At 57.5% G+C, this 24,944-nt stretch carries 16 protein-coding genes; 6 read left to right on the plus strand and 10 right to left on the minus strand.

Annotation, left to right across the window (positions count from 1 at the left end; translation table 11 throughout):
- Positions 1-7 precede the first annotated feature (7 nt).
- Together PZA18_RS01820 and PZA18_RS01825 are read right to left on the minus strand one after the other, a co-directional pair.
- Positions 8-379, minus strand: coding sequence for a response regulator transcription factor (locus PZA18_RS01820; RefSeq protein ID WP_284099070.1), 372 nt, complete (start codon positions 377-379; stop codon positions 8-10).
- A gap of 160 nt (positions 380-539) precedes the next feature.
- A complete protein-coding gene (locus tag PZA18_RS01825; RefSeq protein WP_284099071.1) occupies positions 540-1,616 on the minus strand; it encodes a sensor histidine kinase in 1,077 nt (358 codons plus the stop codon).
- A gap of 252 nt (positions 1,617-1,868) precedes the next feature.
- Between PZA18_RS01825 and PZA18_RS01830 the strand changes: the two genes are divergently transcribed.
- The 6 genes from PZA18_RS01830 to PZA18_RS01855 all read left to right on the plus strand — a co-directional run bounded on the left by PZA18_RS01830 (position 1,869) and on the right by PZA18_RS01855 (position 9,041).
- Positions 1,869-2,492 (plus strand): response regulator, encoded by a 624-nt coding sequence (locus tag PZA18_RS01830; RefSeq protein ID WP_284099072.1) that lies wholly within the window; start codon positions 1,869-1,871, stop codon positions 2,490-2,492.
- A 96-nt stretch (positions 2,493-2,588) separates the two neighbouring features.
- The gene (locus tag PZA18_RS01835) at positions 2,589-4,574 is read left to right on the plus strand and encodes a PAS domain S-box protein (protein ID WP_284099073.1); all 1,986 of its coding nucleotides are present in this window, start codon (positions 2,589-2,591) and stop codon (positions 4,572-4,574) included.
- Between the two features lie 112 nt (positions 4,575-4,686).
- Positions 4,687-5,931, plus strand: a complete 1,245-nt coding sequence (locus PZA18_RS01840; protein WP_284099074.1) for an ABC transporter ATP-binding protein — start codon at positions 4,687-4,689, stop codon at positions 5,929-5,931.
- 11 nt (positions 5,932-5,942) lie between these two features.
- Complete coding sequence (locus tag PZA18_RS01845; protein ID WP_284099075.1) at positions 5,943-7,676, plus strand: methyltransferase domain-containing protein; 1,734 nt, start codon at positions 5,943-5,945, stop codon at positions 7,674-7,676.
- A 26-nt stretch (positions 7,677-7,702) separates the two neighbouring features.
- Positions 7,703-8,149: a GNAT family N-acetyltransferase gene (locus tag PZA18_RS01850; RefSeq protein ID WP_284099076.1), complete on the plus strand. Its 447-nt coding sequence runs from the start codon at positions 7,703-7,705 to the stop codon at positions 8,147-8,149.
- On the plus strand, positions 8,136-9,041 hold the full coding sequence (locus PZA18_RS01855; RefSeq protein WP_284099077.1) for a glycosyltransferase family 2 protein: 906 nt from the start codon (positions 8,136-8,138) through the stop codon (positions 9,039-9,041). Before PZA18_RS01850 ends, PZA18_RS01855 begins: the two co-directional genes overlap by 14 nt.
- Here the strand turns inward: PZA18_RS01855 and PZA18_RS01860 are convergent.
- From PZA18_RS01860 to PZA18_RS01895, 8 genes are all read right to left on the minus strand, one after another.
- The gene (locus PZA18_RS01860; protein WP_284099078.1) at positions 9,033-9,821 is read right to left on the minus strand and encodes a PIG-L deacetylase family protein; all 789 of its coding nucleotides are present in this window, start codon (positions 9,819-9,821) and stop codon (positions 9,033-9,035) included. The two genes, PZA18_RS01855 and PZA18_RS01860, sit on opposite strands and share 9 nt — an antisense overlap.
- The gene (locus PZA18_RS01865; RefSeq protein ID WP_284099079.1) at positions 9,781-10,959 is read right to left on the minus strand and encodes a glycosyltransferase family 4 protein; all 1,179 of its coding nucleotides are present in this window, start codon (positions 10,957-10,959) and stop codon (positions 9,781-9,783) included. The genes PZA18_RS01860 and PZA18_RS01865 overlap by 41 nt, the downstream gene beginning before the upstream one ends.
- On the minus strand, positions 10,956-15,230 hold the full coding sequence (locus PZA18_RS01870) for a glycosyltransferase (protein ID WP_284099080.1): 4,275 nt from the start codon (positions 15,228-15,230) through the stop codon (positions 10,956-10,958). Before PZA18_RS01870 ends, PZA18_RS01865 begins: the two co-directional genes overlap by 4 nt.
- Before the next feature lie 10 nt (positions 15,231-15,240).
- Positions 15,241-16,287, minus strand: a complete 1,047-nt coding sequence (locus PZA18_RS01875; RefSeq protein ID WP_284099082.1) for a glycosyltransferase family protein — start codon at positions 16,285-16,287, stop codon at positions 15,241-15,243.
- Positions 16,284-18,581 (minus strand): glycosyltransferase, encoded by a 2,298-nt coding sequence (locus tag PZA18_RS01880; RefSeq protein ID WP_284099083.1) that lies wholly within the window; start codon positions 18,579-18,581, stop codon positions 16,284-16,286. The genes PZA18_RS01875 and PZA18_RS01880 overlap by 4 nt, the downstream gene beginning before the upstream one ends.
- Before the next feature lie 3 nt (positions 18,582-18,584).
- The gene (locus tag PZA18_RS01885; protein WP_284099084.1) at positions 18,585-20,531 is read right to left on the minus strand and encodes a glycosyltransferase family 2 protein; all 1,947 of its coding nucleotides are present in this window, start codon (positions 20,529-20,531) and stop codon (positions 18,585-18,587) included.
- A 65-nt stretch (positions 20,532-20,596) separates the two neighbouring features.
- Positions 20,597-22,963, minus strand: coding sequence for a hypothetical protein (locus tag PZA18_RS01890; protein WP_284099085.1), 2,367 nt, complete (start codon positions 22,961-22,963; stop codon positions 20,597-20,599).
- A 200-nt stretch (positions 22,964-23,163) separates the two neighbouring features.
- On the minus strand, positions 23,164-24,597 hold the full coding sequence (locus tag PZA18_RS01895; RefSeq protein ID WP_284099086.1) for a hypothetical protein: 1,434 nt from the start codon (positions 24,595-24,597) through the stop codon (positions 23,164-23,166).
- Positions 24,598-24,944: the final 347 nt, after the last annotated feature.

Here is a 24,944-nt window from a genome sequence, read left to right on the forward strand (position 1 = left end):
CAACTCCTCAAGCCGGGGCAAGCAGCTGATCAATCGTCTCTATCAATTCCAGAGGGCTGAAGGGTTTGAGCATGTATTGATCACACCCGGCCTTACGCCCCATTTCGCGGTCGGACGCCTGACCTCTGGCCGTCAGCAGCACGACCTTGGTCTGATGCAAGGCGCCGTTGGCCTTGATCCGGCTGCATACCTGGTAGCCATCCAGCTCGCCCTGCATCATCACGTCCAGCAGAACCAGATCCGGCCGGATGGCCTCTGCCAGCTTGAGGCCGCTGACCCCATCGCCGGCTTCATGAATTTCGAAGTCTTCAAACTCCAGCGTCACTCTCACCAGGGTGCGAATGTCGGGTTGGTCTTCGACGATCAGAATCTTGTGCATGATCTTGCTCCCGATGCGCAGTCCGCCCTTCCGTGCCATACCGCATCGTCCACAGCACGGAAACTCATTTGCCCACGGCTCAAGGTCTTTGCTCCGCAACGCGTTGGGGGTGAATCCTGATCAGCGTTGCGGGCAAGGGCCTGGCCCATCCACCCACCGTTCAACCGGCGGCAGGCGCATCCTTGGCCTTGTTGCGCCGCGCCAGCAACCGGGACATATCAGCCGCATAGCGCTTGGCCTGTGCCAGATCCAGCTCGCTGTTGTTGCTACGAACGGGGGCTCCGGTTGGCAACTCGACCACGAAGTCCAGCTGGTCAAACTCACACTCTTCCCGCAAGGCGCCGCCATGCAATTCAACGATGCGCTTGCACAGATTGAGACCGATCACCGCTTCGGCCCGGCGTTCAGCCGACACCGTCGGCACAGGCAGGAATGAACGGCTGCCGGCTTCTGGCGGGGCGTAGAAGCCCAGGTTGCGGAACACCAGCATGATGCGCTGACCAATCTGCCGACCCTCGATTTCGACATTCGAGCCTTTAGCCGAAGATGCAATCGCTTCGCGCAGGCACTCTTCGAGCGCCCGTTTCAGCCAGACCCGGCTGCCGTAAACCGGCGCACTGTCGGCATTCAAACCGTTGATCGAGACGCGGACGCCATGCTGCTTGGCCTGCGGTGACAGCTCGGTCCAGATCTCGGCCAGCATTTCGTGCAGCACGATGCGATCTTCACTGTCGAACCCATCACTGCCCCACAACTGCCCCAGATCAGCCAGTTTTCCCAGCAACTCCGACACCTTGTTCACGGCCTCCAGCTGCTCGGCCAGTTCAGGTTGATCTTCAATCAGCGCATTCAGACTGCCCGCCAGCTGGTTGCATGGCTCGCGCAGATCCAGGCCGATCACGGTCATCAAATTGTCCAGCGCCTGCCGGTACAAGCCTTCCTTGCGGCTCTCGGTCAGCAGCACCACCGCTTCACCCATCTGCATGCCGGGCAGGCAGCGAGCCTTCACCACCGAAGCCGACGACTCGCGCAGAACGAATTCAGCAGCATCGGCATTCGGCGACTGGGCAATGCGACTGATCGCTTCGCGTAACGGGCCGGGCGGCAAGGGTTGTGGCCGCTCCAGACCTGTCATCCTTTCGGCTGCCGCGTTGCTGTAGCGCACCCGGCCGTCGAATCCAACCAGTACCAATCCTTCGGACATACCACCCAGGATTTCCTTCAGCGTGTTGTTCATGGCAGCCTCCGTCTTTTCACGGTTTCATTTTTATCATTTATATCATTTTTATCAAATACCGTTCGTCGCCAGACATCTGCAGTACCGCGGCAGATGGCCACCTAGCCAAAAATTCCTATTACATCAGAGGCCTGAGTTAGCTCCCTTTGTCGCAATGGCACCGGATCTGTCTGCATTCGGATTGCAGCCAACCCGCCTCGCCAACAGACCAGATGACTTGCTTTCGCAAAAAAAATAGTAATAATGATAAATATGAAAGAAATTCCATCAGACACTGACTATCTCTCCACCCGGGAAGCGGCCGATCTACTCGGCGTTGCGCTGCGCACCGTGCAACTGTGGGTGGAGGCCGGCACCTTGCGTGCCTGGAAAACGGCCGGCGGACACCGCAGGATCGAGCGGGATTCGGTGCAGGCCCTGCTGCAGCAACGCTCCGGGGTGCTGGCAGCCAGTACGGATTTGCAGATAAACGAAGTGGGCAAGCTGGTGCCGCTGCACATTCTGGTGGTCGAGGACGATGAAAACCTGCGGCGTTTGATGGAACTGACGATGGAAGGCTGGGAACCGCCTGTCACCTTTGAAATGGCCGGCAATGGCTTCGAGGGATTGATCAAGCTGGGACGACGTCGGCCAGATCTACTGATCACTGACCTGAATATGCCGGGCATGGACGGCTTCCGCCTGATCCGGCATCTGCGGGAAGACCCGCAGTACCGTGACATCCAGATCGTCGTGATGTCGGCGTTGCGGCCTGCCGATATCCAGGATCGAGGTGGCTTGCCACCGGACATTCCGGTATTTGGCAAGCCGATCCAGATGGCCGAGCTGCACCGGCTGATTCAGGGGCGGCAATTTGCCCGGAACGGCAGCAGCTAGGCTCTGTTGACGTTTTGTTTCCGGTCGCGCCGGGCCGAGTTTTGGGGCTGGGCACGGCGGGGTGAATGACCCGGCCATCTTTGCAGGAGAGGCTTCATGGACAGCGCTATCGTCAACACCGCCAGGGCCCCGTCGGCCCATCAGGACCAGATCGACGTCAGCACGCTGTCACTGGTTGCCACGCTGACCCATAGCGCCGTTGCGATTACCGACCGCGAAGGGCATATCGAATGGGCCAATGAGAGCTTCGCCCGGATGGCCGGCTATCGGCTCGACGAAGTCATTGGCCTCAAGCCTGGAGACCTGCTGCAGACCACCCGCACCGATCCCGTCGCCGTCGAACATATGCGGCACGGGCTGGAAGCCGGCGAAAGCTTCCGCGTGGAACTGCTCAACCGCAACCGCGCCGGCAGGGAATTCTGGGTGGCGCTCGAATTGCAGGCCATCACCAATGAGTCCGGAGAGGTCACCCGCTTCATTTCTATTGCCAGCGACATTACCGCACAGCGGCTGACAGACCTCACCATCCAGCTGCAATACGGCGTTGCACGTATCCTCGCCGACACCGGTCGCTATGATGAACGGCTGATCCGGGTGCTCGACATCCTCTGTACCAGCCTCGACTACCAGCTGGGCGCCATCTGGCTGGCACACGAGCCCGATCCGCAATTGCACTGTGATGCGGTCTGGCATGCACCACGGGCCAGCCTGCTGCAGCTGGCGGAAGCGATGTCGGCCCATGCCAGCCTGCCTGAAGACAAGGACTGTGCCGGTAGCCGATTACCGCTCAACCAACCGCTCTGCGAACCCTTGCCGGCATTCAGCACCTGCCAGCTGGTCAACCAGGCCCGAGCCGCCGGGCTGATTTATCGTGTGGTGGTTCCGGTGGCCGTTGCAGACCGCCAGCTCGGCATTCTTGAATTCTGGCAGGAACGCATCAGCCCGCCAGCTGGCGCCGTGCTGCTGGCCCTACAGGCCATTGGTCAGCAATTGGCGCAGTTCGTGGCACGTCAGCGTGATCAGATCCGGCTGCAAAAGCTCACCCGCGAGCTGAGCGCCATCTTTACGCTGAGCCCGGATGGTTTTGTCGCCTGCAACGAGCGTGACGAGTGGACCTATGCCAACCCGGCCTTCCATCGCATTACCGGCCTGGAACGCAAGGATGGCGCCAGCCGCAACGATCTCGAAGCCGGGCTGCGCAGCCTCTGCCATCAGGCTGCCAACTATGCCTCGCTCGCCACCCTGCTGCCTGAAGGCAACGACGAGCTGGAACTGGCCATACCCGAACTCTGCGTCGTGCAACGTTCGGTGCGCACCATGCAGCACAGCGACGGCAGCAACGCCGGCTTCGTGCTGTATCTGCGCGATGTCACCCGCGAACGTGAAGTCGAAAGGATGAAAAGCGAGTTTCTTTCGACAGCCGCCCATGAGTTGCGCACTCCCATGGCCAGCATCTTCGGCTTCTCGCAGCTCTTGCTGGTGCGCAAGTACGACGAAGCCCGCCAGCGCGAGCTGCTGGAGCGCATTCACCGGCAATCGGGATTGCTGTCGCAGATGGTCAACGAACTGCTTGATCTGGCAAGGATCGAAGCCCGCGCCGGCACCGACTTCGCCTGGAGTGAGGTCTCGCTGGCAGATGTAGTCCGCACCACCGTCGATAATTTCCTGCCCGATGGCAACGCCCGACCGACGCTGGTCGATTACCCCAGCCAGCCAATCCGGGTTCGGGTGGACGAAGAAAAATTCTCGCGAGCGCTGACCAATGTCATCGCCAATGCGCATAAATATTCACCCGATGGCGGCGAAGTCCGTATCAACTTCATCGCGCAACAAGATGATGGTCAGCGTCCACTGGTGGGGATCGAAGTGCGGGATCAGGGCATAGGCATGACCCCTGAGCAACTTTCGCGTATCTGCGAACGCTTTTACCGCGCCAATCCGGCCGGGCCAATCCCAGGTACCGGGCTGGGAATGTCGCTGGTCAAGGAAATCATGGGATTGCTAGGCGGTAGCCTGGCGCTGGCCAGCACTCCAGGCCAGGGCACCACCGTCACGCTCTGGCTGGAAGCGCTGTCAGACTGACCTCGCACCGGGTTGGCTCCGCTTGCGTTGGCCTGCGCGAGCGATTGGCTTGGCCGCTCTGCTACAATCTGGCGCTTTCGTACCTCAGTCGGGGCCACCGCTCCGGGCACCCATGCAGTCGGTTTTAGCTATTTCCTTACAAGACGTTGCCAAGCGTTACCAGATTTTCAATTCGCCCAAAGACCGGCTCAAGCAGTTTGTATTCGGCCGCTGGAGGCGCTACTACCGGGAATTCTGGGCCTTGCGCCAACTGTCACTCGATATCCGTCGCGGTGAAGTCATCGGCCTGGTGGGCCGCAATGGCGCAGGCAAATCCACCTTTTTGCAGCTGGTCTGCGGCACCCTTACCCCTTCCTCAGGTCAGGTGCAGGTCAACGGCCGCATCGCGGCCTTGCTGGAGCTGGGCGCTGGTTTCAACCCCGACTTTACCGGCCGCGAAAACGTCTATCTGAATGCCGCCATCCTCGGTCTGAGCAAGGCCGAAGTCGATGCCCGCTTCGAGCAGATTGCCGCCTTTGCCGACATCGGCGACTTCATCGAACAGCCGGTCAAGACCTACTCCAGCGGCATGTATGTGCGGCTGGCGTTCTCTGTCGCGATCAACGTCGATCCTGACATCCTGATCGTGGATGAGGCGCTCTCGGTGGGCGATGGTCTGTTTTCCCGCAAATCCTTTGATCGCATCATGGAATTGAAGGAAGCCGGCAAGACCATCCTGTTCTGCTCGCATTCGATGTATCAGATCGAAGCCATTTGCAATCGCGCCATCTGGCTGGAGCGCGGCGAGGCAAAGATGATCGGCGAGCCGCATGAGGTGGTGGCCGCGTATAACGACTTTCTCAACAGCGGTCACGACATGCCGGATCTGGTACAGGCCAACGACTCTCCGCTGGCGACGCCTCCCGCTCCCTCCAGCAGCACTCATACGTTGCCCAAGATCACCGATGTCGTCGTCAGTGTGGACGGCATCTCCGGCAAGCAGCTGGATGCACACTGCGGCCGCAGTGACCTGCTAGTCCGGGTCCATTATGCCGCGCCGGCCCACTTGCCCACACCCAGCCTGGCCATCGCCCTGCTCAATCGCTCGGGCATGATTGTCGCGAGCGCCGGCAGCATCAACGATGGTCTGGAACTGACGCGCCAACCGGATGGCAGCGGCGAAGTAGCCATCGAATTCCCGGCTTTGCCACTGCTCAAGGGCGAGTACGGCGTCAGCCTGTATCTGATGTGCGAAAAAGCCATTCATGTCTACGAACACGTTGATCGCGCCGCCGTCATCACCGTCAGCCAGACGGGGCTCGCGCAGGGCGTTGTTGAGCTCCCCCACCGCTGGCACACTGACTCAGCCACCCACTGACCCGGATCACCATGACCGCTGCCCGTCCCTATCAGGCCTTTTCCTTTCCGCTCAACGCCTACGCCCATGTGCTGTGGCTGGAAACCGGCGAAGTACGTTATCTGCATTACGGCCTGTTCGAGCACCTCGATGAGTCGGTCACCACTGCCCAGGAGCGCTCGACTGAGCTGCTGTTTGCCCAACTGCCGCCCCCCTGCCGTTTGCTGGAAGTCGGTATCGGTGTTGGCACCACGCTGAGCCGCCTGGTTGCCGCCGGCTATCAGGTGACCGGCATCACCCCAGACGCCAGCCAGATCGCCTATGTCCATGCCCAGCATGGCCAGGCGCTGGATCTGCGGCTGACCCGGCTTGAAGATTTCAACCCCGGCGAGCGCTTTGATTGTGTGATGTTTCAGGAAAGCGCCCAGTACATCGCACTCGATGATCTATTCGATGCGGTGGATCGCCTGCTTAAACCGGGTGGCACGCTGGTGGTTCTGGACGAGTTCCGGAATGTGCCGCCCGCTGCGGGCGAATCGCTGCACCCCCTGACAGCCTTCCGCCAGGCTGCTGATGCCCGAGGCTATACGCTGCACGCTGAAACTGATGTTTCTGCCGCCGCCCGCACCACCGCAGACTGGCTGCTCAACCGCTTCGACCGCTATCGCCAGGCCCTGCTTAGCGATCTGGCGCTGACCGAAGCGGATATTGATGGCGTCAATAGCGCCAATCAGCGCTACCGCGAGCGTTACTACGCCGGCGACTACGGCTATGCCCTGCTGCGCTTTAGCCGGAAGTCCACCTCGCGCTGGCAAGCCGCCGAGCTGGACGTGCAACAGTCCGAGGCGATCCGTCAGCTATTTGGCGAGGTATTTGGCAGCGAGCTGACACCCGCACTCTGGCACTGGAAGTATGGCGATGGCCGTGGTCGGGCCAGCGGGGTCTGGAATACCTCGGGCCAGCTGGTTGCCCACTATGGCGGCATTGGCCGGCCCATCCTGTACCGGGGGCATCCAGCCGCTGCCGCCCAGATCGGTGATGTGATGGTCGCGGCCAGCGAGCGTGGCACGCTCAGCCATCGCGGCCCCTTCATGCTGGCCGCCTCGTATTTTCTTGATAACTGGATGGGCTACAACAAGCCCTATCTACTCGGATTCGGCTTTCCAACCAAGCGGGCATTAGCCACGGCGGCACGACAGAAGCTGTATGCCGAAGTTGGCAGCGTTGCCGAACTCAATTGGACACCCGACGCCAGCCCATTACCCTGGACGTGGTCGCTGGAGCCTCTGCAACTTTCGAGTAAAGGTTGGCGTGAAGCCGTGAATGGCCTGTGGGCCGAAATGGCCCCCGAATTCGCCGATGGCATCATCGGCATCCGTGATGCCAGCTGGATTGAGCACCGCTATTTCCACCGTCCGCAGACGGCTTATCACCTGCTATTGCTGCGCCATAAACTCAGCCGGCGACCACAGGGACTGATTGTGCTGCGCCAGTTTGATGACCGTGTGGAATGGATGGACTGGATCGCCCCCCGTCAACGCTGGCCACAACTGGCTCAGGCCGCACGCTGGGCCGCCGCCAAGCTGGGGGCGCCTCGCCTGAATGCCTGGATCAGCCGCCCCTGGCAACAGGCTTTGCTGGCCACCGGCGCCACCGAGTCCGACGCTGGCGTTGTCATTCCGTGCAACAGCTGGTCGCCCGGCCCCACCGCTGACGAGCTGCGCGACCGCTGGTTCCTCACTGGCGGCGATACCGACTTCAAATAACTGTCACCAAGTTTACTTAAACCACTATGAGCATTTCCGTTCGACAGGCTGACACCACAGATCTGGACTGGGTTAACCAGTGCTATGCCGCCATTGACTTCACCCCCTCCCACAGCGGTGAATTGATCGTCATCGCCAGCCACAATGGCCAAGCGGCGGGCTTGGGCCGTGTCGTACCGCTGGAGAATGGCCAGGGCGAGCTGGGTGGTATTTATGTACTCGACGATTTTCGCGGGCTGGGCATCGCCAGCGTCGTGGTAGACAGCCTGTTGCAACAGGCAGCCAACACTCCGCTGTATTGTCTGCCTTTTGCCAAGCTGGCCGAGTTTTACATGGGCAAGGGCTTTGCCCCCCTTCCTGCCGATCACAACGTTCCTGCCGTCATCGAGAACAAGCATGCGTGGTGCAACCAGCACTACGCCGAACCCGTGCTGTTGCTGTACCGGCCCGCCCAACGCCATGCCAGCCAGTGATGCCAGAATCAGCGTCTGTGCCGGCATCGTCTGCCATAACGCCGACCCGGCGCGCCTGCGCAGACTGATCAGCAGCTGTATTGATTCCGTTGACCGGGTACTGGTTTTCGATAACGCCAGTCGCAATGCTGCCGAGTTGCGTCAGGCCGTAGCCACGACGCCCCATCTGAGCTGGCAGCAGTCTCCCCACAATATCGGCTTGGCCGCAGCCTATAACCAGCTGGCCAAGCAAGCCCGCCGCAGCGGGGCCAGCCATTTATTGCTGTTCGATCAGGACAGTCTTTGTGAAGCCGGCATGGTGGAGCGGCTGATTGCCGTAGACGGGCAGCTACGCTCGCTGGGAATCTCGCCTGGACTGGTGGGGCCGCTTTATCTTGATCGCAAGCATCAGCGGCGGCCACAGCTGCCGCAACGCCAGACAGACCGCCTGCCTCGCGCCGTGCAGGCGGTCGATTTCACCATCAGCTCGGGTTCCTTGATTGGGCTGGATGCCTACACGGTGGTCGGCGAGTTCATGGAACCCTTGTTTATCCAATACATTGATATTGAGTGGGGATTTCGGGCCTGGGCCTGCGGTCGGCCCTGCTTTGTGGTGGAAGATGCGGTACTACAGCACGATATTGGCGACAGCCTGGTCAAGTTGCCGCTGCTCAACCGCCGCATCCCCCGCCACTCTGCAGAACGCGGGTATTACTTTTGCCGCAATCTGCTGGCCCTGTGCCGGCTACGTTATATCCCGCTACGCTGGAAAGTACGTGAAGTTGGCCGCACCCTTGCCAAGCTGATGATCCAACCCATCCTGTTTGGTCAGGCAGCGAGCCGGCTTGGGCATATGCTGGCCGGTCTGCGAGATGGCTTGCGTCGAATTGGCGGACCGCGCCGTTCAGGCTGAGTGCAGGCGTCTTTCCAGCCGCATGCGTAGATGCAGTAGCAGATGGTCAAGACCAAATGGCCAACGGGCCGGGTGAACTTCGGTAAAGCATTCGGCAAAACGCTGGCTTTCGGCTGGCGGGCAATACAGACCACGATAAGCAGCCAGCCCCAGATTGGCCGAGCGATAGTCGCAATAGCGCAGAGGCAGCACATAGCAGTCGATCGCTGCCTTTTTTTGCGACATGACGGCTGAAATATCCACCAATAGATTAGCCGGCAACGGCGCCCAGATCTCGTAGAAGAACACCCGCCCTGGCTGACCCATGCGCCGCCAGGCGGCCAGCGCAGCGTAAGACGTGGCAACGTGGTCGCGGTGGTAATCAAGCAAAGACGGAATGAATAACCAGTCTGCCGCAAAATTGGCAAACTCGGCCTGCAGACGACGAATCAACTCGGCATTGGCAACCACACCGCCATCCGGCTCATCCATGAACACCAGCTCTGTGCCCCCCAACGCGGCGGTTGCTGCCGACACTTCCTGCCGGCGTACCGTGTAGACCTCCCCCGCGCAGAAGTCGTGAGGATCCCCTTTACGGCCATCCGTCACCACCACCACCCGCACCGTGCAACCTCGCTGGCGCAGCAGGGCGATTGTGCCACCGCAACCCAGGGTTTCGTCGTCGGCATGGGGGGCCAGCACCAGAATCCGCCCGCCCATCGGCAGGGTCAGGGCCTGCGGCAACGGACAATCAGCCAGTCTATTGATGGCTTGGTCGGGCTTGCTGATAAATCGATTCATAGCAGGTCGTGACTTCGTGCAGATCAGGGAATTGCGCGGCGTGGGTGCGCGCACAGGCGGCCAGTCGGTGTCTTTCGTCGGCATCATCGAGCAGTGACTGCAATGCCTGCCGGGCCGCTGCCGGGCGTGGGGGGATCAACATCGCCCCAGCACCGACCACATCCGGCACCCCCGCCACTGCGGTGCAGATGGCAGGTAGCCCAGCCACCAACGCTTCAAGATTCGCCAAGCCGAAACTCTCGGTCTGGGTAAGGCTGATATAAACATCAGCCGCCGCCAGATACAGGCCGATGTCGTCTGTTGCGGTGATGGTCATTGCCGCCAATCCAGCTAACTCGGCATGGCGGTACAAAGCGGCTGCATCCCCTTCGCCAAGTATCACCAGGTGCAGAGGCTGCGGTGCCCGAACCTGGGCGCACGTCTCAATGACCAGCGGGAACTGCTTGAGCGGAACCAGGCGCCCTACCGACACCACATAAAGCGTCTGTGCATCCCACCCCAGGCACTGCCGGGCTTTGTCCCGGCTATAGAACTGGATCACGGGTCTGGCATGGGGTACCACATGCCAATGCGGCGCCAACGGGTATTCGCAGAGATCCCTCGCCAAAGCGTCGCGGCCCGCCGGTGTCGGTGAAATCACCCAGTCTGCACGGCGCAGTACGAAGGCCTCCAGACGCCGCATCCAGCGTCCGATCCGCGCCGTCATCGGCAAACCGTCTTCGTGCATGGCCTGGGTATAGCTACCATGACCGTGCTCGGTAACGCCCCAGACGGGACGCGAGGCACGGCTTGAGAACAACCAGAACCCCAGGCCGATCAGCGGATCATGGCAATGGACATGGCTATAACTGGCTGCTCGGGCGTGCTGCACGGCCAGCCGTCCCATCGCCACCCGCTCCAGAATGCACCAGCTGAGCGCATACAGATTGGTCGCTGAATTCAGCCAGCGCAGCACCGGCTGCATACGGCCATGCCAGCGCCGCCAACTGGCCAGCGTCGCCTCGGCCAGATCTTCCTGGCAGAGATAACCGGTTGCATGACCGCGTGCCGCCAGGGTCTCCAGAACCGGCAAGATGCTTTTGCCAAGTCCATAACGGCGATCCGCCTTCTGCTCGCGGGTCACAAACAGGATTTTCACGCCACAACCAGCGGCTCATCCGCCTGAGTCGCAACCACTGCCAAGGGCAGCACATCCAGCTTGCGCGGCGGCACCGACAAAGCGAAGTCGGTGGTGCGCAGGGTCAGGTTAGGGTTGTAGGCAGGGTCCCGCTCCAGCAGATCGCCCCAGCGTTTCTGCATGAATTCGACTTCCGAAGCGAAGCGCTTGCGCTTCTCCGGGGTGTCTTCCACGCCACGGGACACCGACTCATGGTGGTAAAGCTCAGCATACGGATTCCAGACGTTGCGATAGCCAGCCGCCTGCACGCGCAGGCAGAAGTCGATGTCATTGAAGGCAACGGCCAGCTGTTCGTCCAGACCGCCGACCGCATCGTAAATCGACTTGCGCACCAGGAAGCAGGCGCCGGTGACCGCCGAAAATTCCTGCAACACCACCGCCCGGTTGAAATAGCCAGGATTGCCGCGACGGCAGAACAAGTGAGCATGGTTGGCTACCCCCCCCACACCGATCACGACCCCACCATGCTGCAGACGGCCATCCGGATACCAGAGGCGGCAACCAACAATGCCAACCTTGGGCTGCAGAGCCAGCGATACCACTTCGCTCAACCATTCCGCATTGATGACTTCGATGTCGTTGTTCATCAGACAGACGAACTCACCCTTGGCCTGACGCGCAGCCACATTATTGAGACGCGAGAAGTTGAAGGCATCGTCATCGCGGATCACCTTGATGCGCTCATCACGCACGATAGTGGCAAGGTAACTGAGCGTGGCCGGCTCGACGCTACCGTTATCGACAATGATGATCTCCAAGGCCGGGTAGTCGGTGCGTTGCAGTACGCTGTCCACACAGGCTTTGAGCAGGCCCAGCTTGTCGCGGGTCGGAATCAGGATCGACACCAGCGGCGGATTTTCCGGTAACTGGTAGCGAACCCGGTAAGCCCCCATGGTCTCTTCCGCCTCACCCGCTTCGGCCTGGATGCCTCGTCGCTGCAAGTGGTCGTTGATGGCCTTCATTGCAGCAATCTGGGCATAGGGCTTCTCACCGGTGCTGGTCGATGTGCTGCCTGGCAAGGTCCGCCAGTGATAAAGCACACGGGGAATGTGATAAATGCCACGCTGGTCGCAGTGGTCGATCACCCTCAGGGCCAGGTCGTAGTCTTGCGAGCCTTCGTAGCCTTCGCGGAATCCTCCGACTGCCCGGACCAGACTGGTCCGGTACACGCCCAGATGGCTGATGATGTTCTGTGACAGGAACAGCTGGTAGTTCCAGTCTGGTTTGAAGTGAGGCTCACTTCTGACCCCGGCTTCGTTGATCTTGTCTTCGTCCGAGTAGATCACGTTGGCGTCGGGATGCACGTTGATTTCACGCGCAACCCAGAACAGGGCATCCACCGGCAACTCATCATCGTGGTCGAGCAAGACGATGTACTCCCCTGCAGCCTGCGCCAAAGCGAGGTTGGAAGCCCGCGAAATGTGGCCATTCTTGGGCGCGAAGCAGACTTTAATCTGATCAGGATATTTCTGCTGGTAGCTGCGCAGCGTGTCGAGCGTCTCAGCGCGGGTCGAAGCATCGTCGCAAATACACAGTTCCCAATGCGGATAGGACTGACTGAGCACTGACTCAATCGCCGCCGCCAGCCACTTGCGGTCCGAGTTATAAGTCGGCATCACGATCGACAAGAGCGGCTTGTGGGCCATCTGCGACAGCTGCGATTGCATCTCGGTACGACTGAGACCATTGACCACCTGCTCTCCCGCCAGCCATTGGGTGTAATCCACGACGGTGGCGCCGGTTTCAGTAGCTCGCATGTCGTTGTGACGGGTCAGGTACATCGCCAGGCGATAAGTCGTCAGCTCGGCCACGAGCTGCCCCGGTCGCACCGGCAGGACCAGGTCCGCAAACACATAGTCAGCACGGCTCCAGCGGCTACCGATCAGGCGAATCCGGGTATCCAGCGCGGCAGAGCGTTCAACCAGATCAACCATCTCAGCCGGGGCTGCTTCCAGATCGGCCAGATACAGCTCCCAGGCGGGGTAGAGCTGATAACGTACCGAATCGATCGATTGCAGCAGATCCAACGGCTTGGCGCCTGCAACGCTGATTCGCACCCCGATCTGCGGCCGGACCTTGAATTGGTCGATTTGAGCACGCATGGCATTGCGGAACTCATCGGTCAGATGGGGCGACTCGGCAAAGCAGCCGTGGAACTCGGCGAATTCCGGCGGCAAGGTAACGCTTGGTGCAGAGGGTACCGTTGGGGCTGGCGCTGCGGGTGGTGTCGGCAGGCTCAGCTGCGGGGATTCCGGCACGGGCGGCACTGCCACCACGGGTAGTCCTTCGATGGCAGGTAGCGGTGCCCCCGTCAGTCGGGCCTTGATCCGCCGCAAACGGCTGGCCAGATGCCAGGACCGTAAACGATAAACCGCCGCCAGCCGGTCGTGCAGATTGCGCGCCAGCTCGGTCTGCTGCACCAGCGCCTGCCGCAAGTGATGGTCGGCGTGTTGGGATTGCTGCTCAAATCGGGCTACGGCTTCGGCCAGCACTGCCGCCTGATGACGGATGCCGTCCACTTCGCCACGCAGCATGTGTTCCTGCATGACTTTGAGCTGGAACGCCTCTCCCTGGCGCTGCAACGCCCGGTGCAGGTTATCGCGCTCGCCCAGCAAAATGTCGCGACTGCGTTCGACATTGGTGGCATGGTCTTGCGCCTGTACCACCTTGGCTTCGGCACCACGCAGCTTATGGGCCAGTTGTTCAAGCTTGGCTTCCACCTTGTTCAGCTTGAGTTTGGCTTCATGCAGCTCGGACTCGCGCTCACTGACCCGCTTACGGAAATCGTGCGACTGCGCTTCGAGATACGGGACGCGCTCAGCCAAGGCCAGCATATCGAACAGCTGACGCGGCTCGCAGCGGCCGACCCATTTGCGGAACAGCTGCAGGCGCGCAGCTTGTACGCGCTCGTCACTGCGATGCGCCCCCGAGCCGGTATCTGCCGCGACCCGGTAGTAGGCGCTGATACCGGGACGGTGCAGGAAATCCCCGCCCTGAGCGACCTGCAACCAGAAATCCCAGTCTTCGTACAGATCAAAATCCAGATCAAAACGGCAGCCTCGCTGCAGTGCGTTGCGCCGGAACAGGATGGAATGGATGGGCAGATAGTTCGCGGCCAACAACTGAACCCTGCTGAATGGGCGATCGTAGGTCTGATGCAAGGCCCCACCATCCATATCAACCATCTGCACCCCGCTATAGGCGGCAGGCACGGTCGGCTGTTGCGTCAGTGCGGTGGCAAGTTTGGCGACGTGATCGGGCAGGAACCAGTCGTCGTCATCCAGAAAGCACAGATAATCGCCGGCGGCTGCATCCAGCGCCACGTTGGCGGCTTCTGATCGCGGCAGGGCGCGGCCGGATTCGACCAGACGCAGCGGATAAGCCCCGCAACGGTCGCCCAGTTTTCGGTGCGACTGCGCCCCCGCATTAACGACAACCACTTCGATATTCGGCCAGGTCTGGGCCGCGATGGAGTCCAACGCATCCCGCAACAGCGGGCGATTCATGCTGCGGATCAAGACCGACACCAGCGGGAATCCGGTGTCTTCAATCGCTTTACCTTCAACCCGCCGGGACTCCGACAGGAAATAGCTCAGCGTACCCGCCGCCAACTGGCTGGCCGCAGCAAACTCGAACGCCTCAACCTCGACCTCACCCAAAGACCGCGCATGCAGGTGGTTGAGTTCGTTCATCAAGCCGGCACTGGCACCTGCCGCCAGCCCGCCCAGACGCTGCAACGCCTGTTGCTTGGCCACCGCATGGCCTGCGAGGTCAATCAGATATTGTGGGCGCAAAACATGCGTCAGCGCGTACTGTGCAAGATGGCACGCCCCGCCTTCCCGCCGCACGGCTTCGAAAGCCGCCGCCGCCAGGGCACGGCGTAAGGGATCGGCCTCCCACTGCGACGGCGCCAGTACCATATCAACCTCTTGCAGCCGCATGTAGTGGCGGATCTCTTCAACCAGAGGTTCAATCAGCTGCCCGTCTTTGCGCTGCCAGAACATGGGCGGCTCATACGCCAGTTCGGCTGCAGCCGCGATAGCCGCCCGCTGGGAGACATCAGCCGTCTGATTGACCACCACGACATGGACTTTGCAGCCAAGCGCGGTTGCCTGCGCCAGCGTACCGCCGGCAGCAGCCAGCTCATCACCCGCGTGGGCAGCCAGCATCAGCAGGCTTTTTCCGGGCAGTAGCGAGACAAGGCGGGGAGAGGAAATTGGGGAGGAACTCATGGTGGCAGGCTCAATCGAGAATTTGGTGCAAAACGTCACGCCAGTGAACATTCTGTGTTGCCCAGGTGCGATGCTGGCTGACATCGGCAAAGGCATTGTGGACTAGCTGATGGCGGTAATTGCGGTCGGTAATCAACATATCGAGCGCTTCGGTCCAGCCAGCGTCGTCCTTGGCCAGCAGCCCATTTTCGCCATGACGCACGGCGGTGCGATAGACATTGTTATCGCTGTAGATGCCGGCAAAACCCAGCAGGCCGTAATCGAGGTATTTGATTTCGGACTTGTATTGATTGAATGGCCGGTCGGAAAGCGGGGCCAGGGCGATATCCCAGCACAGCTCGCGCCGGGCCCAGGGAATAAAGTTCGGGTAGTGGTAGTCGTTGCCAGTGTGGACAATCCGGTAAGGATAGCCTTCGAACAATGACAGCACTGCGCGATTAGTGGTAATGCCTACCATCTCGAACCGCACCTTGCCCTGATGGCGGCGCATGGCAGAGCGCAATGGGCCCAGTATCGACAGCAGGTCGTCGAAATGGCTGAAGGTGCCCATATAGCCGATGACAATATCGTCGTGGTCGCGCGGCTTGGGCAACACCGGAAACAGCCTCTCATCAAGCTGATTACGCACGACAAAGACCCGGCGATTGAACTGCAAGCAGCGTTGTTGCAGGGGTTCGGTCGAAACGATGACCGCATCGGCGGCTTGAAGCAGCAGGCGCACCACCAGCCGATCCACTTCCGACGGAAAACCGCTGTGCAGCTCATCCCGGTGCAGATCGAGCAGGTTGTCATCAAGGGTATAGATAAGCTTTGCCCCCTTGGCCCGGATAGTCGCGATCAGATCTTCTGCCATTGCAATGGTCATCCGGTGGGGATGCCACAAACGCTCAACGATGACCGCGTCAACGGCTTCTTCCGTCAGCATCAGGCCCGAGCTGATATCGAACTCCGCCGCAATCGAGGGGTGTTGCAGCGGTTGCAGCAGGCGGATGTAGCTGCAGCTGAGCGGCATGCCATCGGTGGCAAATTCATGCATGACATGAATACGCGGCTTCATGCGCTCTCCTCTTCAAACAAGGTTTGCAGAATGCGATATGCAACACCTTGTGGGTGATAGATGGGGACATCAAGCAAAGCCTGTCGCTGCAAGGCATCCCGCAGGGCATGGTTGGTAATCAACTCACTCACGGCATCAATGCAGGCGGCTTTCGAGCGGGTATCAACCAGCAGGGCATTTTCGCGATGCCGTATGAACTCCGAAGCCCCACCCGCCTCGGGTGCAATCACGGCAACGCCACTACTCATGGCCTCAAGCGCCGTCAGGCCCATGGCCTGGAACGTTGAGAAGTCAGTAAAAATGTCGATGTCACGGAATGCTGCTGCCAGCTGCGCCTGATCACACACCCCGAGCAACTCATACTCGAAATCGGTCTGATAGGTACTCCAGGCGAGGTCATAACGGTCAATGCCGAACAGCACGATCTCGACCTGATCGGAGTAACGCAATTTGATATCGCGCAGCACCTGCATGGTCAGCAGCGGCGAGCGGCGGGGTGAGGTGGGTCGCACCATGGCCGCAATCCGAATCTTGCCCTCGGGAAAACGCTGGCTGGCCCGATTGGCTGGCCGATACAGGTCAACTTCATAGCTGATACCGATACGACTGGCCTTGGCACCAATTCGGGCAAGCTCTGCTTCATTCCAGCGTGTCTTGGTCAGCAACCGGATTCGCGAATCGAGCTGATAGCTAGCCAGTGCGCGCTGATATTGCGCCGATTGGGGCTCGAAAAAATAGGGTTCAAAGTCTTGAACGTAATAACCCAACATCAGTTTGGGATGAAGCAGGCCAACGCGGTGAATCCAGAACGCCGTATGGTAGGCCGTGGCGACGATGGCATCGTAATCGCCCGCAATCGCCGCCAGTTCCGACTCCCCTTCAACATAGATGACCGGCAGGTTCAGATTCGGGTAGGCCGCCTCGAAGCTGGAGGCATGGTGTGCAAGATTGACAATCCGGGCGTCCACGCCCATTTCCTGTAGCGCCCGCACCTCGGACACCACCACATTGCCACCGCCACCGGCATTGACCACTGGCAACACAAACAGCATCCGCTTACCTTCCCAGCGCCGGCGCCCCTCATCAACCAGGGTCTGTCGCGCCAGTAACTGCCGGGCTCGGGCACGTATGCCCTGCAGCACAGGGGAATGCCGACATTGCTGTACTCCGGCATCAATGATCGCTTGACCGTGCTTGGCCGCCAGTGCCCTGCCCGCCGCCTCGGCCAGAAGCTGCCGACGCTCATGCGAATAGCTCTTGGACTGTGCGTGATAAACATAGCAGTCATCAGCCAGCAACAAGACAAACCCCGCCGCACGGGCGCGTAGGCAATAGTCGTTCTCTTCGCCATAGCCTTTGGCAAAGGTCTCTTCATCGAACAAACCGATCTGATCAATCAACTGGCGCTTGATCAGCAGGCAGAAGCCATTCAGAAACGGCATGTGTGGATTCAAACGGCCAGCACGCAGGGCCAGTAATTGGCTGAACCGCTCGATCGACATTCCGGCAGGCAGTGGGTTGGTTGCCCAGTCGCCATCCTGTTCGAACTCAGGAACAGACTGCCAGGAAGCGGTATTGGAAAGCGGCCCGACAATACCAACCACCGGATGAACCTCCGCCGTCGCTACCAGGCGCTCCAGCCATTGCGGGGTCACTAGGGTATCGCTGTTGAGCAACACCACGTAACGACCGCTGGTAGCCTGCATGCCACGATTGGCCGCCAGGGTGTAACCCAAAGCGGCCTCGTGCCTGATGAGATGCGCGCCCTGCTCAAAAGCAAACGCCTTGAGATAAGCGGCGGTATCTTCCTGACTGCCATCATCCACCAGAATCAACCGGTAAGGCAGCGTGGTATAACGGAGTACCGAGGCGAGACAGGCTTTGACATCTGGCAAAGCGTTATGCACGCACACAACGATATCCGCATGTAGACCAACTTCCTGTTGCTCGACCGACACCTCTTCGCTCTGGGCGACCCGTTGGGTTGTTGCCTCCGCGCGGGCTGGTGATGGCCGCACCACACCTTTCAAGGCATCGACCCAGCGCACGACCTTACGATTCAGCACGCGCTGCACATCCAGGCGAGCCGCATCACGCTCGGCCCTGGCCTGATCCCGCTCCGCCAGCAATTGCTCCGCCTGCTGTTGCTGCAGCGCCGCCGTTTGTGCCGCCAGATCCTGAGCCTGCTGCAATTGCTGTTTCAACGCGATCAGCTCCTGCCTCTGTTTGGCAATGCGCGACCGTAAGCTGATCAAGACCGTCTCGGGCAAGGTGTCGTTGATATCGTTTTGCATGGCTTAGTTGTTAATACTGAATCGGTTATTCCTGAATACCCGCTTTCTTGGAAAAAGTTGCCAGGTAAATGGCCGCCAAATATCCCAGCAGGTGGAACGATTATCAAGATTCGGGTTGTAGTAAGGATCTCCTCGCTCAATCAGGTCAAACCAACGGTCGCGGAAGAACGCAGAATCGACGGGATGCGGATCGGTAGTGCTCTTGCCTCGCGAGACCGACTCATGATGAATCAGCCGTGCATCCGGGCAAAACATGATGCGATAACCAGCATCGCGAATGCGCAAGCAGAAATCGACATCGCCAAAGCCCACCGCCATTTTTTCTTCCATGCCCTGGATCTGGTGGAAGACATCCGCCTTTACCAGCAAGCAGGCCGCTGTCACTGCGCTCATTTCACGGCGGGCAATCAAACTGCCGATATAGCCGGGATTCAAGCCTCCATGATCAAAATGCTGCCCCATGAATTTGCCAAAATGCTCGGCCGCACCAAACAACCCAACGCACACGCCAGCATGCTGAATCATTTCCCCATCCGGGTAATACAGCATGGCCCCGACTGCTCCCACATCCTGCTCATAACAAGCGGACAACATTTTATTCAGCCAGCCACTCTCAATGGCCTCGATATCGTTATTGCACAGCAGATAATGGCTATATTTCCCAGCAATTTTATCGATGGCACCATTATTGATGCTGGAGAAATTAAAGTCTCCTGAATGCTTAAGCAGAATATGGTTAGGTTGTTCTGCAAATAAGGCGAAATAAGCCAACGATTCAGGATCATTTGAATCGTGGTCAACCAGCACAATGTCGTATTCCACATCCAAAATAGTTTTCTTCAAGCTCTCAACGCACTGCTTGACCAAAGCATGGTGATTTTTGGTAGGAATCACCACCGCAACACGTGCCTTTTCAGGCTGCGGATATTCAATGCGGAAAAAGTTAAACCAGTCACCATCCACCACGGATGCCGCCGGAAGATTGCTACGCTGCAAATGCTGACACAATACCTGCTTTGAAACAGCCATGACCTCCGACTGCTGTTGATGTCCACTCGAACTCGGGCGCAGACGCCATTGGTATAACACTTCCGGGATATGTGTAATGGCTTTTGCCTGTTCTGCGACACGCAATATCAGATCGTAATCCTGCGATATTTTCAATGTTTCATTGAAGGCGCCTATTGCTTTCAATGTCTCAGCCTTAAAACATACCAAATGAACGATGTAAGGATGATTGCGTAGTAACTCAAGAGAAAATGCAGGCCGAAAAACAAATGCGACTACTGAATCACCTGCATCATTGACGATGATCTCATCCGAATAAATCATATCCGGCTGATCCGCCAGAATCGCATCTGCCAATCGGTACAAGGCTTGTGGCTCATACACATCATCATGATCAAGCAGCGCAATATACTGGCCACGCACAATATTTAATGCGCGATTGGAAGCCGCTGCCGCATTCGTATTTTCCTGGCTATATAAAACCTTAACGCGTGAATCTCTGGCTTTATATTCTTCAAGAATTTCTCTGACACGAGGATCTGGCGATCCATCATCCGAAATACATAACTCCCAATGCGGATACCACTGATTCAGTACAGAATCTAACGCCGTCCGCAGTAAATGCTCCGGCGTATTATAAGTCGGCACAATGACGCTGATCAGCGGGGGATTAGTCCAATTCTTTATCACCTTCATTGCCGCGCCAATTTTTTCTGGCGTCATTGTGGCTTTGTAGCCTCGCCATACCTGGTCATACTCCTTGGCAACCGCCTCTGGATTAAAACCTACATTGGCAATGAAGTGATTGATGAAGGCCTTGATTCCGTTAAATCGGTACTTTCCAAATGCCTCAAACAGACCATAAATAACTTGAGGAATCAGTCGCGGATGGGAAAGTAAATAACGGCCAAATAGTACGAGCTTGTCTAGTTTCTTGTTCATGAGCAAACAAAACAAAAGACACCCCGGCAAGCCGGGGTGTCCTTTTCAAAGGAACAGCGCGTTGATTATTGCGAGTAAATCGTTGTATAGGTCTGATTACGCAGCATATTTGCAAATGCCGCACTACCTTGACCATCTACCGGCATCGGATTATTACTATCAGAACCCATGCCATAACCCGCAAAAATCCGCAGAGGCTTGAGTCCGCTGATGTCTAACGGGTTCGCCAACACATCAAAAGTCAGGGTATCGAGATTTGCCTGAGATTGCAGAGCAATTTTGGCACCATCACAACCAGGACCACCGCTCGCGAAACACTCCAGCAGTCGGGTATACAGCATCCAACCACTACCGGATGTCAGGAAGAACAATTGGTTGCCAACAGTAGCCGCAACAAACAGGGATCCTGCCTTACCCTTATCCGCGCTGGCAGGTGTCAATTTGAGAGCCTTGATCTGAGCTTGCTTGGGATCCGCGACTTGCACAGAGGCAGGTGGAATCCAAGGCGTTACACCAGCACCGATTGTTCCCAACTTGATATCTCGCTTGGTGGCTTTTGCACCTTCGTTTGAACCGAAGTCAGCGTCGGTCAAAGCGGTACCACCAACTTGTTTGCTGCCACCAACCATTACTTTGAAATCGGCCGCCGTAGTGTTGCTGTCAGCCTGAGCCTTCAAGCCTTTTACGACAATTGTATAAGGACCATCAGTAGCGCTATTCCAGTTCGCGCCTAAAGTCAGTTTCAGATCAGTATTCCCACCAAACTGACTGGCAACCTGCACATCACCTGCCAGAGCACCTGCTTTGAGCACTTGCACCGTCGGCACAACCGAGGTGTCAAATGTAACACCTGTTGGCAGCTTGATAGCCAAGGTCTTGTTACCCGTTAGATCCAGAGCCCCTTTGTCAGCTTCGGCAATTGAGATTTCAGGCAAAGCAACAGCTGCGCCTCCCGGTGCCAGGCTTACTAAAGACGCAGACGGAACATTTGCGTAAGTTGTCGCATCTTTCAATTGCGCGAGCTTTGGCGCGCAGCTGGCCCCCCCGGCGAATGTCACCGACACCTCACCGACCGTTGTGGCAGATGTTGTATCCAGTGTAATCGGAGCAGCATCGCTTCCCAGTTCGAGGTAACCGCGCAAGGTGTCATTGGTATCAGCAGGCAAGGTGAACGCTACTTGACTCTTGGCGCTGGTGCCGATGGAAATGTCTGCGGTTGGTTTGGGAACACCACCTTCATCGGAACGTAGTCCAATTGAAGAATTCGCGGCAAACATGACGCCTGAACTCAGGCTGCCCGTAATCTGCCCTTTTATGGAACCACCAGACTCTTCCTGTAAGCGCAGGCGATCTCCCAATAACTGATTGGTACGACCGGTGTAAATCGATTTGGCAACTCCACTCAGAGTGGAACAAGTCAACGTCTGAGCCACGGAAGTTACCGAGAAATTGGCGGTAGTCGTACCAATTGTCACTGTAGCTGTCAGAGATGTACCCGGACCTGTAGGGGCTGTTACCTTAAGGCGAATAGTATCTCCAGCCTTCGCCTGCCCACCGCTTGACGTAAATGCCCCTCCATTCAGACTATATTGCGCATTTGTCCCGACAGAGATAGTCCATGTCCCACCTTGTCCTGCCAGAGTGACCGAATCTGAAATCACCTCTGAGCCAGGAGTGGCGGTTGGCTTAGGATTGAAAGTAAACGGCGTTGGGCCACAGTTTACTGTGCAGCCTTCAGGGGGACTCCCATCAACACCATCGTTCGACTGACCAGGTGTGCCATCGTAGACTGACGACCAAGGACGCTTCCTCAGCCAGTCCATGTACATTTTTGGATCATCAATAACCATTGAAAAATCCATTTGGCCAAACTCAAACGACTGCTCAAATCCATTATATAAATGCAAATAAACATAGCGTGCTTTGTCGTTAATTACTCCAGTCCCCCCACTCGTGGGATACACGAAGTTGTTCAAAGCGCGAAAAATCGGAAGGTCATTTAAATATAAATATTCGCTACTCGACTCCACGCCAGGCTCACTGCAATAAGGAGGAGCAGCAGGTCTGGCCGACGGGCGAGGACAATATGGGATATTTTTGGTTGTCACACCAAAATGCTGATCTGTGAAGAAATACGAGTTAGCGTAAGCCGTTGCAATACTTACACCCGGCGGAAGCAAAATAGAAAAACGAATATGATTATCTACAGGTAGTAGCTGCCACACTTGTCTTGGTTCAGATGGCGCAGAGCGTGGATTAACCCATGTGTAAAAAATCTGCTGCTTACCCGTCTCGGGCACTGCCTTGTAGAATTTTCCGCCAACCTCGGGAAATACATATTTTGAACTCGTATAGCCGAAAGAAATAGCAGGCAGAGCCATCACCACAGAAGCTGCCACCGCCTTCATAAAAAAACTTAATCCATGCCTCACGGAAAACTCCTGCCCAAGAAAATGTATTTAACAACCATATCAGGAACTGCCTGATAACAAGCAATCGTCCACTGCATTCAAGGCCATTATAACAGTGGAAATTTGTCACAACATTGCGAATATTCCCCAATAAAAAAGCCCGCCAATTGGCGGGCTTTTATCAGCAATAACTCTGCTGACCTACATACACCACATCAGTCTTAGTTCTGACCAACGTTGTTGTTACGATTCAGAGGCTCTACGATCGAGCGAGAAATCGTACCAGTATTGGTGTAGAAGTAGTGTGTGTAACCGATCGTCGGGATACCTGCGTAAGCAGTACCCAGAACACCGATGTCATAACGCGGAGCACCCGCAACACCACTCAAGTTAGTGGAGTACCAGCCAGAGCTAGGATTCCAGTTGGTAGCGCCAGTAACCACGTTGTAGTTCACTTCGTGAATCAGGAAGCTGCCAGAAATGGTTGCAATCGGGCAAGGAGAAACAACGCAAATCTCGGAAACAGTAGCAGGTGCGCTGTTCTCTTGGTTATCAAACAGGGAAGTTGCATACCCGATCTCACCGTAGTTGTGGAAAGGAGCGCCGTAGGTCATCTTGCCTGAAGCATCCTTAACTAACTGGTGACGGTACTTGGTCGGGAAGGTAACTTCCATGCTCAAACCACGACCACCATTGTTCTCGTAGAAGCCACGCAGGTTGCTAGAAGCGATACCGGCTTCGATATCGTTAATAGTGTCGATCGTGCCAGTCAGGTTCAGAGTACCACCAGTCAGAGAACCAAAGTTTTGGCCCATCTTAACTTCGTTACCAACTGTCGGATCCAGCAGCGGGTTACCAATTACATAGGTAACTGCACCAGCAGTCAGAGGGTTGATACCGTCACGCAATGCACTCATCGGAGTAGCGATGCGATCATCGCTCTTGATGGTTTCAACGAAGCCCGACAACTGAACGCGAGCAGCGTGGTCAGCAGGGCCTGTGCCGATTGCAGGGTTGTTGGTAACGTTGTTACCAGCGATATTCAAGCTACCCTTAGGGGTATCAAAAATACGGATAACTTCAAACTTGGACATTGTCTGGCGAACAGTTACGTTCGGCAGACCACTTGCCAAGCCAGAAATTACGCCAGCAGCAGAGTAAGCACCAACCACTTCAATGTGACCCTGAGCACAGCTATCAGCAGTAGGCTCGGTCTTCAGAACAACGGACTCGTTGATCGGGAAGGTAACGCCACCAGGAACCTGAGAAGCAAACTTCAGGCTGCCATCAGAGCTACGGCTTGCCAAGATTGAATCATCATCAGTCCAAACTTCCGGCTTGCCTGCTGCGCTCAGACGCAGATCCAGATAAGCAACGTCGCCAGGTGTTAGGTACAGAACCGTATCGAAACATTCGTCAGAATGCTTCTTGGAACGCAGCGACAGACGTGCCTTAACTGCATCAGTCAGGCTAGGGTTAACAACGCGAATACGCGTTGTTGTGTAATCAGCGGCACGTGCCAGGTATTGTGCGCCCAGCAGTACTTGGCCCGAGCCGTTTTCCGACATGCGAACAGCGTGTGCGCTGCCGCTAGCCAGCATGCCAGCGACAAAAGTCGTAGCCACGGCAGAAGCCAGGATCTTTTTCTTCATCATGGGATGTTTCTCCAATTGAAAATAAGGTTTGTTCAGCAAAACTACTTAAGTGTTACTCTCACCGACCGCCACGCCAGACAGTGGTCGTAAGTTCCCCAAACTTTGCCAAGCTTGCTACCGCAACAAACAAGTGCCGCAGCCTGCTTACCTTGGCCTGCCACAGTAACACGCGCCGAATATATCAGCAGCCTAGAGACATGGCAAGCGCACACGCGGTGAGCACTGGGGTTATCACAACACGTTCTAAATACTTTGCGCGCTTGCAACACCCGCATTCCATTTTTAGCAGATTGACAGGCGTTCCTGAAAATATCCAGAAGCTCTGGCAGCTTGGACATGGTGCGGAT

The sequence above is a fragment of the Parachitinimonas caeni genome (genome assembly GCF_030129945.1).
GTDB lineage: Bacteria > Pseudomonadota > Gammaproteobacteria > Burkholderiales > Chitinimonadaceae > Parachitinimonas > Parachitinimonas caeni.